This window comes from Mycobacterium shunyiense, from assembly GCF_058270035.1.
The window spans coordinates 293947-309501 of sequence record NZ_JBZDPT010000019.1 but is presented as its reverse complement, the minus strand read 5'-3'; the positions used below and the strand labels follow the sequence as shown (position 1 = coordinate 309501).

At 67.8% G+C, this 15555-nt stretch carries 18 protein-coding genes; 9 read left to right on the top strand and 9 right to left on the bottom strand.

The genetic code is table 11. The annotated features are described in order from the left end of the window. The first annotated feature begins 2 nt into the window (after positions 1 to 2). A complete protein-coding gene (locus tag AC4ELS_RS13655) occupies positions 3 to 644 on the top strand; it encodes a class I SAM-dependent methyltransferase (protein ID WP_499047741.1) in 642 nt (213 codons plus the stop codon). Next, positions 641 to 1378: an LOG family protein gene (locus tag AC4ELS_RS13650; RefSeq protein ID WP_064880567.1), complete on the top strand. Its 738-nt coding sequence runs from the start codon at positions 641 to 643 to the stop codon at positions 1376 to 1378. Before AC4ELS_RS13655 ends, AC4ELS_RS13650 begins: the two co-directional genes overlap by 4 nt. Here AC4ELS_RS13650 and AC4ELS_RS13645 read toward each other — a convergent pair. The 8 genes from AC4ELS_RS13645 to AC4ELS_RS13610 form a co-directional block, all read right to left on the bottom strand. Next, positions 1356 to 2672 carry a phenylacetate--CoA ligase family protein gene (locus AC4ELS_RS13645; RefSeq protein ID WP_499047739.1) on the bottom strand — a complete coding sequence of 439 codons (1317 nt, stop codon included), beginning with the start codon at positions 2670 to 2672 and terminating at the stop codon, positions 1356 to 1358. The genes AC4ELS_RS13650 and AC4ELS_RS13645 overlap by 23 nt on opposite strands. Continuing rightward, entirely contained in the window at positions 2665 to 3279 is a 615-nt protein-coding gene (locus AC4ELS_RS13640; protein ID WP_448443937.1) for a hypothetical protein, read from the bottom strand. Before AC4ELS_RS13640 ends, AC4ELS_RS13645 begins: the two co-directional genes overlap by 8 nt. Beyond that, positions 3272 to 5143 (bottom strand): hypothetical protein, encoded by a 1872-nt coding sequence (locus AC4ELS_RS13635; RefSeq protein WP_499047737.1) that lies wholly within the window; start codon positions 5141 to 5143, stop codon positions 3272 to 3274. Before AC4ELS_RS13635 ends, AC4ELS_RS13640 begins: the two co-directional genes overlap by 8 nt. Next, on the bottom strand, positions 5140 to 5754 hold the full coding sequence (locus AC4ELS_RS13630; protein ID WP_499047735.1) for a hypothetical protein: 615 nt from the start codon (positions 5752 to 5754) through the stop codon (positions 5140 to 5142). Before AC4ELS_RS13630 ends, AC4ELS_RS13635 begins: the two co-directional genes overlap by 4 nt. Then, positions 5751 to 7319 carry an AAA family ATPase gene (locus AC4ELS_RS13625; protein WP_499047733.1) on the bottom strand — a complete coding sequence of 523 codons (1569 nt, stop codon included), beginning with the start codon at positions 7317 to 7319 and terminating at the stop codon, positions 5751 to 5753. Before AC4ELS_RS13625 ends, AC4ELS_RS13630 begins: the two co-directional genes overlap by 4 nt. Positions 7320 to 7439: 120 nt before the next feature. After that, a complete protein-coding gene (locus AC4ELS_RS13620) occupies positions 7440 to 8252 on the bottom strand; it encodes an exodeoxyribonuclease III (protein ID WP_499047731.1) in 813 nt (270 codons plus the stop codon). A 31-nt stretch (positions 8253 to 8283) separates the two neighbouring features. Continuing rightward, the gene (locus AC4ELS_RS13615) at positions 8284 to 9213 is read right to left on the bottom strand and encodes an N-acetylglutamate synthase, CG3035 family (RefSeq protein ID WP_499047729.1); all 930 of its coding nucleotides are present in this window, start codon (positions 9211 to 9213) and stop codon (positions 8284 to 8286) included. After that, positions 9213 to 9806 carry a peptide deformylase gene (locus AC4ELS_RS13610; RefSeq protein WP_064880584.1) on the bottom strand — a complete coding sequence of 198 codons (594 nt, stop codon included), beginning with the start codon at positions 9804 to 9806 and terminating at the stop codon, positions 9213 to 9215. Before AC4ELS_RS13610 ends, AC4ELS_RS13615 begins: the two co-directional genes overlap by 1 nt. Before the next feature lie 138 nt (positions 9807 to 9944). Here AC4ELS_RS13610 and napA point away from each other — a divergent pair, with 138 nt between their 5' ends. The 5 genes from napA to AC4ELS_RS13585 are packed head-to-tail and all read left to right on the top strand — an operon-like array spanning position 9945 to position 13035. Beyond that, positions 9945 to 10256 carry a nucleoid-associated protein NapA gene (napA, locus tag AC4ELS_RS13605; protein ID WP_054601151.1) on the top strand — a complete coding sequence of 104 codons (312 nt, stop codon included), beginning with the start codon at positions 9945 to 9947 and terminating at the stop codon, positions 10254 to 10256. A gap of 48 nt (positions 10257 to 10304) precedes the next feature. Continuing rightward, the gene (locus AC4ELS_RS13600; RefSeq protein ID WP_207549043.1) at positions 10305 to 10775 is read left to right on the top strand and encodes a LytR C-terminal domain-containing protein; all 471 of its coding nucleotides are present in this window, start codon (positions 10305 to 10307) and stop codon (positions 10773 to 10775) included. Between the two features lie 10 nt (positions 10776 to 10785). After that, the gene (gene sodC, locus AC4ELS_RS13595) at positions 10786 to 11496 is read left to right on the top strand and encodes a superoxide dismutase[Cu-Zn] (protein WP_064957146.1); all 711 of its coding nucleotides are present in this window, start codon (positions 10786 to 10788) and stop codon (positions 11494 to 11496) included. Then, positions 11477 to 12607, top strand: a complete 1131-nt coding sequence (locus AC4ELS_RS13590) for a glutamate--cysteine ligase (RefSeq protein ID WP_498886010.1) — start codon at positions 11477 to 11479, stop codon at positions 12605 to 12607. Before sodC ends, AC4ELS_RS13590 begins: the two co-directional genes overlap by 20 nt. 11 nt (positions 12608 to 12618) lie before the next feature. Beyond that, the gene (locus AC4ELS_RS13585) at positions 12619 to 13035 is read left to right on the top strand and encodes a hypothetical protein (protein WP_498886008.1); all 417 of its coding nucleotides are present in this window, start codon (positions 12619 to 12621) and stop codon (positions 13033 to 13035) included. On the opposite strand, the gene AC4ELS_RS13580 is transcribed toward AC4ELS_RS13585, so the two are convergent. After that, positions 13013 to 14023 (bottom strand): Lrp/AsnC family transcriptional regulator, encoded by a 1011-nt coding sequence (locus AC4ELS_RS13580; protein WP_498886007.1) that lies wholly within the window; start codon positions 14021 to 14023, stop codon positions 13013 to 13015. The two genes, AC4ELS_RS13585 and AC4ELS_RS13580, sit on opposite strands and share 23 nt — an antisense overlap. A 61-nt stretch (positions 14024 to 14084) precedes the next feature. Here AC4ELS_RS13580 and AC4ELS_RS13575 point away from each other — a divergent pair, with 61 nt between their 5' ends. Then, positions 14085 to 14711: an LON peptidase substrate-binding domain-containing protein gene (locus AC4ELS_RS13575; RefSeq protein ID WP_448443919.1), complete on the top strand. Its 627-nt coding sequence runs from the start codon at positions 14085 to 14087 to the stop codon at positions 14709 to 14711. An 18-nt stretch (positions 14712 to 14729) separates the two neighbouring features. Continuing rightward, positions 14730 to 15533, top strand: coding sequence for an alpha/beta fold hydrolase (locus tag AC4ELS_RS13570; RefSeq protein WP_499047727.1), 804 nt, complete (start codon positions 14730 to 14732; stop codon positions 15531 to 15533). Positions 15534 to 15555 lie beyond the last annotated feature (22 nt).

The window sequence follows — 15555 nt, the reverse complement described above, 5'->3', positions numbered from 1 at the left end:
TCGTGACCACCACACAGCGCCGCGGATTCAACGACGCCATCACGCGCTTCTGGAGTTTTGCCGCACCGGCCTATGACCAGGGTTGTCTCCAGCGGTGGGTGTACCGGCCCGCTCAGGACGAGGTGATCGCCCAACTGCAGGAGCGCGGTGCCCGTGCGATTGCCGACATCGCCTGCGGTACCGGCATCCTGGCCGACCGCATCCAGCGTGAACTCCTCCCCGATGAGGTCTACGGCCTGGACATGTCGGACGGCATGCTCGCCCAGGCGCGCAAGCGGTCAGACCGCGTGCGGTGGAAGTCTGCCCCCGCCGAGGAGCTGCCCTTCCAGGACGGCTTCCTGGACGCGGTGGTGACCACCTCGGCTTTCCATTTCTTCGACCAGCCCGCCGCGCTCGCGGAGTTCTACCGGGTGCTGGCGCCCGGGGGGATGGTGGCGGTGGCGACGATGAGCCCGCGCCGCACCTTCCTGCCGCTGCATGCGTTGTCGGCCGACCTGGGCGCACCCGCGCACAGTCCCACCGAGCAGGAGATGCGCGCGCTGTTCGAGGCGGCCGGATTCACCGTCGCCGAACAACATCGGGTACGCCGGCCGGTATGGACGCCGATCTCCGACGCCGTCACCGTGGGCGTGAAGCCCGCATGACAGAGAACGACGACAGCCAGCCTCAGATCAGCGGTTCGGTGCAACTACGCCGTGACCGCTGTGCCACCACGACTGCGGATCAGCGGCTGCTGGACCGGCGCGGCCCCACCGATTGGGTGCACACCGATCCGTGGCGCGTGATGCGCATCCAGGGTGAGTTCGTCGACGGTTTCGACGCCCTCGCCGAAATGCCGAGGGCGGTGACGGTTTTCGGGTCCGCTCGCACGGAACCACATTCGCCCGAGTACCGACTGGGCGAGGAACTGGGTATCGCGTTGGTGCGGGCGGGCTACGCGGTGATCACCGGGGGCGGTCCGGGTTCGATGGAGGCCGTCAACCGCGGCGCCAGCGAGTCCGGCGGCTACTCCGTGGGACTCGGTATCGAGCTGCCCTTCGAGCAGCGCCTCAACCACTGGGTGGATCTCGGCATCAACTTCCGCTACTTCTTCGTCCGCAAGACCATGTTCGTCAAATATGCCCAGGCCTTCGTGTGCCTGCCGGGCGGATTCGGCACTCTCGACGAACTGTTCGAGGCGTTGACCCTGGTGCAGACCCACAAGGTCACCGAGTTTCCGATCATCCTGCTGGGTGTCGACTATTGGTCGGGCCTGATCGACTGGATTCGGAACACCGTTTTGCCCGGCGGCAAGATCGATGAATCCGAGTTCGCCCTGCTCCACTGCACCGACAGCGTGGCCGAAGCCGTGGAACTCATCGTTGCGTCGGCGCGATAGCCGAGGAATAGCGGCGCGGCTTGCCGGGCCCGAGTTCGGCCAGCGTCCTCACTTGCGTGACTTCGACCGGATGCCCCAGCAGTAGCCTCAGTGCCTCGGTCACCCGGTGCTGGTCGCCGGACGCGACCACCGCCGAGACGCGACCGTGGGCGTCCTGGTCGACGCTCCACCCGCGGGCTCCGGCCGCCTGCAGCTGTTGGGTGAGGTCGACACACGGCACCACGACGCCCGTCGCCGACACGAAAACCGTTGCCTCCCTTCCCTCCAGATCGGTGAGAGCGGGCCGGCCGCGATGGATGACCAGCCGCGCGTAGTCGCCCGTGCGGTAGCGCACCAGTGGCAGAAACTGGTTCTCTCCGCATGTCACCACGACCTCACCGGCCAGCACCTCGACATGCACGCGGCGTTCGGCCACCACGAACGGTCCGCCGTCGTCGCTCACCGCGATGGGTCGGGTCTCGTGCAGACCGTAGACGTCCAGGACCGGACAGTCGTAGGCCGCCTCGAGCGCCCGGCGCAAGGGCGCCGTCAGTGTCATCGCCCCGGAGATCAGCGCCAGCGGCCGCAATACGGCGGCAAGGCCGGGATCGAGCAGCACCTCCAACGACGTGGGAGTGCCGCTGATCACCTGCGGATCGGTATCCCGCAGATACGCGTCGCGCTGCGTGGCCCCACCTGCCCAGGCGGCCGGATGCAGGTTCAGTCGGGCCATCAACGCCTCGTCGAAGCCCGGGATTACCGAGGTATAGGTGAAGGCCTGCCGCTGGAACACCGTCTGCACCAAAGCCACCCGATGGTCCATCGGCTCCCAGTGGGCGCCCACCAACCCGCGCAGCCAATGAAATCCGCGAGCCAACTCGTCCGGATCGTCGGGCATCACCAGGGCGGCACCGGTACTGCCCGAACTCGTGCCGTGCAGCATCCGACCGAGGTCGGCGCCGGGCGGGACGAACGCCGCGATGCTGTCGACGAGGTCTTCGCGCCCGATCAGCGGAAAGTCGGTGAGACTGTCCAGCGGGCCGGTGTGGCGGCGATAGGCGGGCAGGGTGCGGGCCAGCGTGAGATGTTGCGGAAGCCAATCATCAAGGGGAAGTTGGCGGGTGGCGGCTTGTTGCTCGGCGGGGGTGAGCCGGTGCCCGACCCGGTGGCGCCAGGCCGGTGCGTGCGGGTGCTGTTCCAGGGCGGCCAGTCGCTCGCGCCCGGCCACCGACAGGCCGGGCCAGCGCTGCTCATCGGTCAGCGCCACCTGGCCGAACGGAACATAGTCCTGAAGCCCTAGCGGATCGTCACTCACTGTTGTACCGTGCCGCAGCTTCTTTCGCCTTGGCGTCGGCCAGGCGGCGTTGTACGGCCATGCGGTGTTCGTGATCGGCCAATGCCTGCGCCAATGCGCCCTCGCGCCGCACCGAATCGCGCATCTCGAACAGTGATCGGGCCTGCCCGGTGTCCTCGCCGTGCGCCAGCAGGCCGTTCCACAGCAGGAAGGTGCGCACCGCCTCGTCGCGGCGGTCCGCATCGCTGAGCCAACGGCCTGGATCGACCAGCGGCGCCACCCGAAAAGCCAATGCCAACAACGCCGTCGCAGCCTTACGGTCGTCCAGCGGTGCGGTGAACGGGCCGATCAGGTCCGCACTGGCGAACAACCACAGCCCGATGGCGGCGCCGCGCCGGGACGCCGGAGAGCCCCGCTCGGCGATACGCTGGGCGGCCGCGGCGCAACCGGTGTGGTTGAACACATCGCATGCCAGCGCCACCACGTCGACGGTGTCGGCGAGAAACGGCTGCGGCGTACTCGCCATCCGCGCCGCGACCTCGTCGACGGTAGGGCCGGGCTTGAGCGTCGACCACACTGCCTGCTCGTCCAATTCCTCGGCGAACCAGTTTGCCAATTGTTCAGCCATGCAGTACCTCTCGCCGATATCCGGCGATGCGCGCGGCCAGCCTCGCGCAGACTGCCGGTGCGTCGGACATGTTGTCCAGATAGTCGATGTCGTAACCCGCCTCGGCGGCCGGACCGGCCACCGAACGGGACCGGTTCTGTATCAGCAGGGTGGCGGTGTCTAGTTGTCGCCGCACCGCCGCCGCCACCCCGGTGTACTCCTCCTGGCCGGCGCCGAAAAGCGACATCAAACCGTCATCGGACAGCACCACCAGGTGGCGCAGCTCGTCAGCGCCTGAAAATCCCTGGCCACCGGGTGGATACCGGTGCGCGAGCAGATCGAGGGGAAACACGGTGCCGCCGCTGAAGAAGGTCGTCAGCTGGCGCATGATCTCCGATCGGTCCCGGGTGTACACGCTGTCCCCGGCGACCTGGCCCCGGCCCGACCAGGATGTGACGCGTACCCGCCCACCGCCTTTGAGCACCGACAGCACGAGGATGGTGCCCGCCAGCACGGCCGGGGAACCGCGCTGGGGGCTCGGCATCGAGCCGGACGAGTCGATGTAGAGATCCAGCATCACCGCCTCGGTGGTGGGGGCCGGATCGTCGGGTAGTTGGGTGCGACGACGCGTCGTCACCCCGGGCACCACTATCGGGTTCACCGCGATGGTCGCCGACCAGTCCAGCTCGGTGGCATCGTCGCCGAGCTCCCACGTCTCCAACGGCCCGGGGATCCCGTGCCCGGCGACGCCGCACCCGGATTGCAGCAGCGGGCGGATCCAGGGGCGGGCCTGCGCCTCATACCAGGCCAGCATCACGGCGTTGGGATCGGATCCGTCGAACAAGGCCAAGGTCTGTGCGACACCGTAACTTTGGCCCGGAGACTGGACGGTCGGAGGGGCGCCGACCGCGGCCGCCGCGGGGTGAACCGGCGCGTCGTCGAGTCGCGGGTCGGCCAGCACCTGCGCGAGTTCGGCTGCCGTCGCAGGCGCTCCGCCCTGTTCGGCGCATCCGCCGCCGGGCAGAGCGGCACCGTCCGCGATCATCGACTCCAGCACCAGGTAGGGCACCAGGACCATGCCGAAGGTGAGGGCACCGCCCACCGGATCCGCCCCGAAGGTCCGGATCGCCTGTGCCACGTACTCGGCGTCGGCGACGGGTTGCACCGGCTGGCTCAGCAGTAGTTCGTCCTGGATGGCGCGCACCCGCATGGCGGCTACGCGGTGGGCGCGTTCCTTCTCCTGCAGGTCTTCGCGGACCATCGACACGTCGAGCGTGGCCGGGTCGACGTGCTGGCGGGCTCGCACGTCTTCTCGAACTGCCTCGGGTACCGAGGGAGGGTCGTTGGGGCACAGCGTGTTCGACGGCAACGACCACAGCAGCTCGTAGGCGCGCATGAGTACCCACCAGGCCGCGTTCGACACGGGCTCGCGGGTGGTCAGCGTGCGCCACAACGCGATCATGTCCGGCTCGGTGCCCGGGTGCTGTCTGCGCTGCATGCGGACCACCCGGTCGTTGATGAGCAGGTCCGACCACAGATTGGACAGGTGCCGGGCGGTGCTGGTGACGGGAATGGCGCGGCGCGGGTCGCTCGCCACGATCGCCCGGGCCATCTGCTGCATCAGCTTGAACGACACGATGCGGGTGCTCGGCGACAGCACGTGATGGCCGATCTCATGGGCGAAGACGGTGGCCAGGTGACGTTCGGCGCCCTGACGGTTCAGCTCGTCGAGGTCGATCGAGATCGACGGCGGAAACGAGAACCAGGCGAATGTCCCGGTTACGCTGTCGCGCACCATGTTCGGCGGATGGAGCTGTACGCCCCACAGGTCGAGTGCGGCCCGCCAGGCCACCAGTTCGGGATCGGTCGGTGCCCGTCCGGTCATGCCGGCCAGATCTCGGCCAGGTAGGAGGTGGGGCGCACCACCAGTTGCGCCGTGGCGGGTCCGCCGGTCTGCGGGCCGGGTGCGGCTGCGTCGGAGATGACGTGGCCGAACACGTCGGCATCGATCTGCCGGCGCTGTGCGCCGACATTCACCGTCCACCTACCCGGTCCACAAGGTGCGGGATCGGTGGGCGGCTGGTCCCATCTGCCGCCGAGGCCGGTGAAACCGCCGATCCGCGCGATCAGTTGGCCCGGCGGGCGCAGAGGCCAGTAGAACCGGTCGAGCGCCTGCCCGTCGGTGAACGGGACGACCGCGTCGACCGGAAGGCCCAGGACCGAGGCCGCGAGGTCGACGGGGAGCAGCTGCAAACGGGACAACGCATCGTCGCGGATCCCCAGCACCCCGGCCCGCCAGGCGGCCACCGCCGCGACGTTGAACATCACGTCCCGCGCCGCCGAAATGCCGCGCAGGGCATGGCGATACCGCTTCGGATCGCCGCCGAAGCGGGCCACGTTGTCAGCCGAGATGGCCAGAGCGAGGCCGGGCACCGCAGGCAGCTCGGCGGGCGTGGGCAGGTCGAGGTTGACCTGGTGATACGCCCGGGCAATCACCGGCCGCTCTCCAGCCAGTGCAGATAGTTCGAATACCGTTGGTAGAGATACTTCAAGGCGACCAGATCGTCGAAATCTCGACCGTAGATCTTGCCGACGCCAGAGACCGCCGAGATGTGAGCCTCGATCGTGGTGAGGCGCCGCGACACCTCAAGCGCGTCCAAACCGTCGAGACCGTGGCCGAACTGGTCGAGCAGTTCGGCCACCGGATCCTCGCCCTCGCGCTCCAGCGCGACGAACTCCCGGCACGACGAGTCGAACAGGTCGGTCAGCCAGCTCGCGGGGTCTGACGCCAGTTCCCGGTCCGTGCCGGTGTCGAAGCGGGGATGGGCGGTATTCGGTAACAGCTTGCTGCGCAAGGCGAACGGCACCATCGCCCGCACGTCCTCGAGAGTGACGGTGTCGTTGCCCCGGAACCAGGCCAGCGCCTTGGCATAGAGCACCAGGTTCTGCAGCGAGCGCACCGACACCCCGTTGACGGTCTGCGCGCCGAGATCGATCTGCAGATCGGCGCCCGAGTTGGCGTCGATGATCTGCTCGACCTCGAGACCGGCGGTGGCCACCACATCCTTGGTCCGGTACTCGAAGCGGCGGCCACCGTGCTGGACGAATTCGAAGTGGCTGACGAAGAACTCCAACCGACGGCGTACGTCGGTGGGCACCGGAATCGCCCGGATCGCCCGGACCATCTCCGCCTGCTCGGCCGCGCCGAACACCAGCTCGGCGGGCACGTTGTCCTCTGGCCGGTCCCCGGCCTCCACGCGACTCACCAGTTCGTCGAGGAAGCGGCTGTTGAAACCGAATGCCTGCACGGTCACGTCGATACGGTCGCGCAGCGCCTGGATCACCGGGAAGGTGCCGCCACCGCCGTCGTCGTTGGCGGTGAAGAACCAGCTCTCCACCCCGTGTTCGGGTGCGGTGACGTGCATCTGGTCATGGCTTTCCACATAACCCTCGGCGACCATGGTCAGCAGCGCCGACTGGGTCTTGGTCGGAATCCGGTTGTACTCGTCGAGGATCTTGACCGGCGCGGTCAGCCAGCTCTTCCAGGCGATGGTGATCTCGGCGAGGCTCCCCGCCTGCACCAGGTCGCGCGGCAGCGGGATCCCGACCAGATCACCCACGGTCAGCTGTGGCTGGCCCTGCTGGACGTGGCGGCGTACGTCGGCGGGGGTGGACCCGGCCAGCACGCCCATCAACACTGCCAGTGTGGTCTTGCCGCGGCCCGGCCCGCCGATCAGCAGGCAGCGTCCGCCGACGGCGAAAGTCAGCAGTGGGACAAGGACATTCGAGGAGTAGGCGGGCTGCCTGGGCAGGCTCAGGGACGCACCCGCGTCGCCGAGCGGATAGTTGACGGTCGTGTCCGAGCCGAACTCGACGTCGTAGAACGGGGAGATGACGGCCTTGTTGATCAGCCAGAAGTAGGCGCGGCGCAGCTTCTCGTCGAGAGTGACCGTGGGCTCCGTGGGTGGGGTGAACAGGTCGGCGGCGGTGAGGCCGGCGGCCGGCGCGTGGCCCACGGGCAGGGTCGGCGATTTGGATACCGCGCTCCACCTGGTCGTCATCCGGCCCCCTCCCGTCGCGCCAATGCTAACCGGCCCGCCCGCGCCGCCGCGGCGTTGATTCTGCGCCCGGGGCGTGGCCCACTCGCACTTTCTCGCCCTGGCCGCAGAGTCGACCGGGGGTCAGCCGAGCTCGACCACGACCGGGGCATGGTCGCTGGGCGCGGTGGTGCCCTTCTTGGGGCGGCGTTCGTCCTTCGCGATCTCGGCGCCGGTGACCCGCGACGCCAGACCGGGCGAGCCGAGGATGAAGTCGATGCGCATGCCGCGGCGCTTCTGGAACGCCAGCTGGGTGTAGTCCCAGTAGGTGTAGATCCCCGGCCCTTCGGTGAAAGGTCGCACCACATCGGTGAATTGGGCGTCATGCATGGCCTGGAAGGCGGCCCGCTCGGGCTCGGACACATGGGTGCGGCCGTCAAAGACGGCCATGTCCCAGACGTCCTCGTCCTTTGGGGCGATGTTCCAGTCACCGACCAGTGCGATGGGCTGCTCCGGATCCTCCTTCAACCAGCTGGCGGCGGTATCCCGCAGGGCGGCAAGCCAATCCAGTTTGTAGGCGTAGTGCGGATCGGCCAAGGTGCGGCCGTTGGGCACATAGAGGCTCCACACCCGCACCCCGCCGCACGTCGCGCCAAGGGCGCGAGCCTCGGACGTGGCCTCTTCCTCAGGCTTGCTGCTCCAGGTCGGTTGACCCGTGAATCCCACCTCGACGTCGTCCAGACCCACCCGTGAGGCGATCGCGACGCCGTTCCACTGGTTGAGCCCGACGTGGGCCACCTCGTAGCCCAACGCCGCGAACGGCATCATCGGGAACTGTGCGTCGGTGCACTTGGTTTCCTGCATGGCCAGCACGTCGACGTCAGCGCGCTCCAGCCAGTCGACCACGCGGTCCACTCGGGTACGGATCGAATTGACGTTCCACGTGGCCAGGCGCATGAAGTAAGAGGGTAGAGGGTTCGGGTCAGCGTCAGCCGAGGACGTCGTCAGCCGCGACGTACCGGGTTTGGTGGTGCAGCCGAAAACCCAGCGAGGTGTACAGCGCGATTGCCGCGTGGTTGTCGACCTCCACCTGGACGTAGGCCTGGCGGGCGCCTGCCTGGGCACCCCAGGTTGCCAGCGCCTCACACACCGACCGGGCGTGGCCCTGCCCGCGCCGCGCCGGGGAGACCCGGACCGACGAGATGCCCAGCCAGGGCGTCCCGTCCGGAGTCGGTGTCACCGCCCCGCGGCCCACCGCGCAATCGGGGACCGTTGCGAAAACCAGCTGCCCGTCGACCACGGCCGTCAGCACGTCCACGGGGACGTCGCGTTCGTAGAGCCGCAGCCACTCCGCGTCCGGTTGCTGCGCCAGCGTGACGCTCGACGGCGAGGGTTGCGCCGGCGTGACATTCGGGGAGGAAGGGGGAGGGGCGGGCAGCTCACGCACCATGACCCGGGCCGGCTTGATGCCCGGGGTGCGAATCGGCAGGAGTCGCTCGGGCAGGGCCAGCCAGGCCGGCAGGCCACGTTCGCGGTACCAGTCGCGCACCGCGGCGAGATCGGCGATCTGGGCCGACATGTCCAACGGGATCGCCGAATTCGCGCGGCTGGTGACTCCGTGCCCGGCGCGCAGCAGCCAACCGCCCAACCATTGCTGCTCGACGCCCGGCCAGGCCAGCGCCGCCGCATGTTCGAGCGCGCGGATCTCCGAGGCCCGAACCGGGGCGTGCGACAGCTCGCGCACGCTGACGATGTCTGCCGGCGCGACGTCGACGAGCTCGCCGTCCTTGGTGCGGATCAGCACCGTCGGCTCCAGTTGTTCCAGGTGCCCGATGACGTCGGTGAGCGGCTTGGCCGACCCGGCGGGCAGCCGGTACCGAAGGCTGACCCGCGACCCGAGTGCGGGTAATGCCGGCATCAGTGCCCGAACGGGTCAGGGACCTCGCCGGGCATCCAGGACAGGCCGGGAACACCCCATCCGTTGCGCTTGACGGTCTTCTTGGCAGCCCGCGCGTAGCGGCCCACGAGGCGGTCGATGTAGAGGAATCCGTCGAGATGCCCGGTCTCGTGCTGCAGCATCCGGGCAAACAAGTCGGTGCCCTCGAGAGTGATCGGCGAACCGTCGGCATCCAGGCCCGTGACCCGTGCCCAGTCGGCCCGGCCGGTCGGGAAATTCTCGCCCGGCACGGACAGGCAGCCTTCCTCGTCATCGTCGGGGTCGGGCATCGTCTCGGGAACGTCGGAGGTCTCCAGCACCGGGTTGATGACGACCCCGCGGCGCCGCGTGACCTGACCGCGGGTCGGAGCGCAGTCGTAGACGAACAACCGCTTGGCCACACCGATCTGGTTGGCGGCCAAGCCAACCCCGTTCGCGGCGTCCATGGTGTCGAACATGGTCTGGATGAGTTCGGGTAGATCTGCGGGCAGCGAGCCGTCCGGGCCGACCGGCACCGGCTCGGTCGGTGTGTGCAGAACGGGATCCCCGACGATGCAAATCGGTGCGACAGCCATGGGGGAAGCTTAAGGTGGCAATCCTTCTCACCCGACTCGCGGGTTTATGTGTCAGCTCAAGCCAGCAAGCCGTGGTTGAATAATCGCCGAACCACAGCGATGTTATTTCTCAAGTGTCGGAAGGGTCCAGGGAGCAATATGGACGGCGCCATGGCGCGGGCTGAGCAATCCGGGGACGACTCTGACCTGAGCGACGGGCTCACCCGGCGCGAGCACGATATTTTGGCCTTCGAACGCCAATGGTGGAAGTACGCCGGCAGCAAGGAAGACGCGATCAAAGAGCTCTTCTCGATGTCGGCTACCCGGTACTACCAGGTGCTCAACGCGCTGGTGGACCGCCCCGAGGCGCTGGCCGCCGACCCGATGCTGGTCAAGCGGTTGCGGCGGCTGCGGGCAAGCCGTCAGAAGGCGCGCGCCGCGCGGCGACTCGGCTTCGATATCACTACCTAAAGGTCACGCAATGAGGGATCGGGCGGTTCGCTCGATACAGTGGTGGCGATGAATCAGCGAGACTCCTCCGGGCTGCCCCTGCGCGCCATGGTGATGGTGCTGTTGTTCCTCGGGGTCGTGTTCCTGCTGGTCGGTTTCCAGGCGCTCGGCTCCGACGACGACTCAGCGGATCAATCGTCGTCCGTGGCCACCACGACCGCGACGACCACCACAAAGACATCGGCAAAGGCCGCGCCCGCACCCGACGTCAAGGCCGACGTGCGCGTGTACAACATCTCCGACGTTCCTGGCGCGGCCGAAACCGCGGCCAATCAGTTGCGTGAGGCGCACTGGAATGTCACCGAGACCGGCAACCTGACACTGGAAGGTGTTGCCGGCACCACGGTGTTCTTCGGTGAGACTCCCGATGAGAAGGAAGCAGCCGAAAATGCGGGCAAGGTGTTGCATGCGCCCGTCGAACCCCGACGCCCCGAACTTGTCGCGCAACCACCGGGCGTGATCGTGGTAGTCACCGGCTAGGCTTTGGACCATGCTTAAGTCCGTCGGTGTTGCCGTCCTGTTCGCCGCCCCTGTCGTCGCACTGAGCGCCTGCAGCCCTCCCGGTCAGGTCCCGTCCGACACGCCCGGGACCACCCCGGCAATCTGGACCGGATCGCCGTCCCCCTCGGCCGCTCCCGGTGAGCACGGCAGCGGACACGGTGCACCGGCCACCAGCGGCGGCGAGACCCTGACCGCGGAGCTCAAGACCGCCGACGGCACGTCCGTGGCAACCGCCGACTTCCAGTTCGCCGACGGCTTCGCCACCGTGACCGTCGAGACGACCGCCCCGGGCAAGCTGGCTCCCGGATTCCACGGCCTGCACATCCACTCCGTCGGCAAGTGCGAGGCCAACTCGGTGGCCCCCACCGGCGGCGCACCCGGCGACTTCAACTCGGCCGGCGGCCACTTCCAGGTGTCCGGGCACAGCGGTCACCCCTCCAGCGGTGACCTGAGCTCGCTGCAGATCCGCGCCGACGGCTCAGGCAAGCTGGTGACCACCACCGACGCCTTCACCGCACAGGATCTGCAGGCCGGCGCCAAGACGGCCATCATCATCCACGAGAAGGCCGACAACTTCGCCAACATCCCGCCGGAGAAGTACCAGCAGGTCATCGGCGGCGCACCCGGCCCCGATCAGGCGACCTTGGCCACCGGCGACGCCGGCTCTCGGGTGGCGTGCGGTGTTATCGGCGCAGGCTGACAGCCGCATCGATTTCGCCGGGTCGCCCCGGCCAACCGTCGGCGTCGAGTGGGAGTTCGCTCTCGTCGACGCCGACACCCGTGATCTGAGCAACGGCGCTGCCGAGGTGATCGCCGAGGTCGGCGAGAGCCCGCACGTGCACAAGGAGCTGCTGCGCAACACCATCGAGATCGTCACCGGAATCTGTGAGAACACCGGTGAGGCGATGGATGACCTGCGCGGCACCCTTGGCTCCGTGCGCAAGATCGTGCACGACCGCGGCATGGAGCTGTTCTGCGCGGGCACTCACCCGTTCGCAAGATGGTCGGCGCAACAGCTGACCGACGCGCCGCGGTATGCCGAGCTGATCAAGCGCACCCAGTGGTGGGGCCGGCAGATGACGATCTGGGGAGTGCACGTGCACGTCGGGATCTCCTCGGCGCACAAGGTGATGCCCATCATCTCCTCGCTGCTCAATCAGTACCCGCATCTGCTGGCGCTCTCGGCGTCGTCCCCGTTCTGGGAAGGCGAGGACACCGGGTACGCCAGCAACCGGGCGATGATGTTCCAGCAGCTGCCCACCGCCGGGCTGCCATTCCAGTTCCAGACCTGGTCGGAGTTCGAGGGATTCGTCCACGATCAGAAGAAGACCGGCATCATCGACCACCTCAACGAGATCCGTTGGGACATCAGGCCGTCACCGCACCTCGGCACGATCGAGGTGCGGATCTTCGACGGGGTGTCCAATGTGCGGGAACTCGGTGCGCTGGTTGCGCTGACCCATTGCCTCATCGTGGATCTGGACCGCAGGCTCGACGCGGGCGAGCAGTTGCCGACCATGCCGCCGTGGCATGTCCAGGAGAACAAATGGCGCGCTGCCCGCTACGGGCTCGATGCGGTGATCATCCTGGATGCCGACAGCAATGAGCGGCTGGTCACCGAAGACCTCGACGAACTGCTGAATCACCTTGAGCCGGTCGCCAAGTCACTGGGGTGCGCTGACGAGCTGGCCTCGGTCACCGACATCTACCACGGCGGCGGCTCGTATCAACGACAGCGCCGCGTGGCCGAGGAGAATGACGGCGACCTGCGCGAAGTGGTAGACGCCCTGGTCGGTGAACTCCAACTCTAAGGATGAACGCTATGCGGCAGCGGATCGTGGTGGGGATTATCGTGGCGGGCTTCGCCCTCTCGGGCTGCAGCACAGTCACCGTCGGCGCACCGATGGCCGATCCCGATCAGACCGGGATCTCCACGCCGACGACCACCAAGCGCCGACCCAGCACTACGGCAGCACCGTCGACTCCGGCTTTCCCGTCCCCCGGAACCAGTGGCGGGACCAGGACCCCGCCACCGAACGGGATGTCGACCACCTGCCGGGAGTATTCCTCGATGGACGAGGCCACCCAGCTCGGCATGGTCGAGCTACTGGTGAAGAACGGCTATGCGGGAATGAAGAAGAATCCGTACATCTGGACCTCGTTCATCGGAGCCATGTGCGTGCTGGCCGATCGGGACTCGACCGTGGTCGACGCGATCAACAAAAAGGTGCCGGGCTGAGATCGCCGACGTCCCTGGGATGAATTGCCTTGTAGTGCACTGAGATATAAGGCCAGGCCTGCATCGCGGTGACCCCGTCCAGTCCACGGATGCGCTCGTCGAGCGCGTCGAGCAGATCCTCGCCGCGGGTGGTCAGCACCTCCGCCAGGACGTCCCAGCGGCCGGCGGTCAGCGCCACGTAGGAGACCGCGTCCACCCGCGTCAGCGCCTCGGCCACCTTCTGCGCGCCGGCCCGGCCATCGGTGCGGATCGCGACCCAGCTGCTGTGGCGGTAACCGAGGCGCAGCGGGTTGGCGATGCACATCACCCGAGCCGCGCCCGTCTCCACGATCCGGCTGTAGCGGGATCGGATGGTGGTCTCGGACAAGCCGAGGGCCGAAGCGAAGTCGCGGAACGCGGCCCGGCCGTCGACGGCGAGGCGGGTGAGGATCGCCCGGTCGATGTCGTCGAGTGGGCGCGGGCGCACCGCTCCGTCGGCCAGCGCACCCGACAACCGGGCCTGCTGATAGTGCAGCCGCAGATAGGGGAGCAGCTCCACCGAGCCCACGCCCGGCAGTGTCGCGATCCGGCCGAACGCCACATCGTGAAGTTCGCGGGCGTCCGTGCAGACCAACTCGAGCACCACGCCGTACGGCCCCGTCACCGCCGTCACGTAATCGGCCTCGGGCAGGTGGGCGAGCTCCGCGGCGAGCTCGACCGGGGTGCGGGATCCGTCGACGGTCAGCAGGGCCAGGCCCAGCGCGTGGAATCCGAGGACAGCTGGATCCGTGATGGCGGCGATGGAGATGTATCCCTCGCTCAACAACCGCGAAACACGGCGGCGCGCAGTCTTTTCCGTGATATCCGCACGGCGACCCAGCTCGGCGTAGGGAATGCGGCCGTCGGCCTGCAGCAGTTCGATCAGTTGGCGGTCGACCGCGTCGAGGTCGGTGTAGCCCGGATCGGACAGCAGCGTGCGGGTAGTCGCAAGCTCCGCTGACGGTGGCATCATCCGAGGTTACCGGCTCGTGCGCATTGACCAAATCGGAGGCGAAGACGATCCTGGCCCCATGACGGTCTCACCGATGTTTCCTCTCGAAGTGGCGATGCTGCCCGGCCAGGAACTGCCGCTGCGGATCTTCGAACCGCGCTATGTGGCGCTGGTGGGCGACTGTATGGCCTCCTCGGAGCCGTCTTTCGGGGTGGTGCTGATCTCCGCCGGGCGCGAGGTGGGCGGGGGTGACCGTCGATGCGAGGTCGGCGCACTGGCCAAGATCGTGGACTGCCAGGAGTTCGGTGTCGGCAAGTACCGGTTGCTGTGTGTGATGGGTGAACGAATTCGCGTGCAGCGCTGGCTCGACGACGATCCGTACCCACGCGCCGAGATCGAACTGTGGCCCGACGAACCGGACGGCCCGGCCGATGCCGCCCGAATCGCTGACGTCGAAGACCGGATGGTCGCCTTGCTCGACCGGATCGGCGAGGCGCGCGGCACGCCGATCCGCAGCCGCGAGATCGTCGAATCCGCCGGCGTCGACCCGGAGAACCGTTTGTACGCCTTGGCGACTCGGCTGCCGATGGGGCAGGCCGACCGCTATTCACTGCTGGCCGCGCCGTCGGAGGCGGCCCGCGTCGAGGTGCTCAGCGAGGCCGTGGATTCGGTCACCGCGATGGTGGAGTTCCAGCTTTCGGAGTAGCAGAGCAATACTCGGGAAATGGCTTCTGTGCTCACAACCGCGGACGGCACCGATCTGGTATTGGAGACGACGGGAACCGGACCTCCGGTGGTCTTCGTGCACGGGTCCAACGGTGGCCTGGATTCCTGGACCGATGTCGCCGGGCGCCTCAACGGTTTCCAGATCGTGCGGTATGCGCGGCGAAACCACCCGCCGAGTGCAATTGGCTCGTCGCCCAACTGGTTTGCAGTGGAGGCCGCCGATCTGGGATGCGTGTTGAAGTCGGTGACGGACGCGTCCGGAACGGGGGCGCACGTCGTCGGTGGTTCTTACGGGGCGACGGTTGCCCTTCACGCCGCGGTGGCCGGTACCGATCACATCGCATCGCTGGCGCTGTTCGAGCCGCCGCTGTTGCTGTCCGGCGCGCACCTGTTGCCTGTCCTGGACCGCTACCGACGGCTGTGTTCCGAAACCCGATATGCGGACGCGGTGGAGCTCTTCGCCCGCGAGGTCGCCTGCGTTCCTTCAGAACTGGTGGAGCAAGCTTCGTTCGAGCCAGAAAGTGAGGAGGCCGGCCGGGTGGCGACGACCTCCGCGGGGGCAGATCTGGAAGCGATGGCCAACGACGGGCGTGATGTCGAACGGTGGGCGGCCATCACTGTGCCGGTGTTACTGATGCAAGGCGGCTTAAGTTGGCCGCCTCTTCCTGAGGGCATGGAGCGCTTGGCGGCGGTGCTTCCCCACGCGCAGCGAGTCGTTTGGCCCGACCAGTCCCACTTCGCCACCGCCATGGTGCCCGAACGTGTTGCCGAGGCACTGCAGGATTTCTTTGCAGCGGTGTGATGCTCCGCGTTTGGTAACCGGA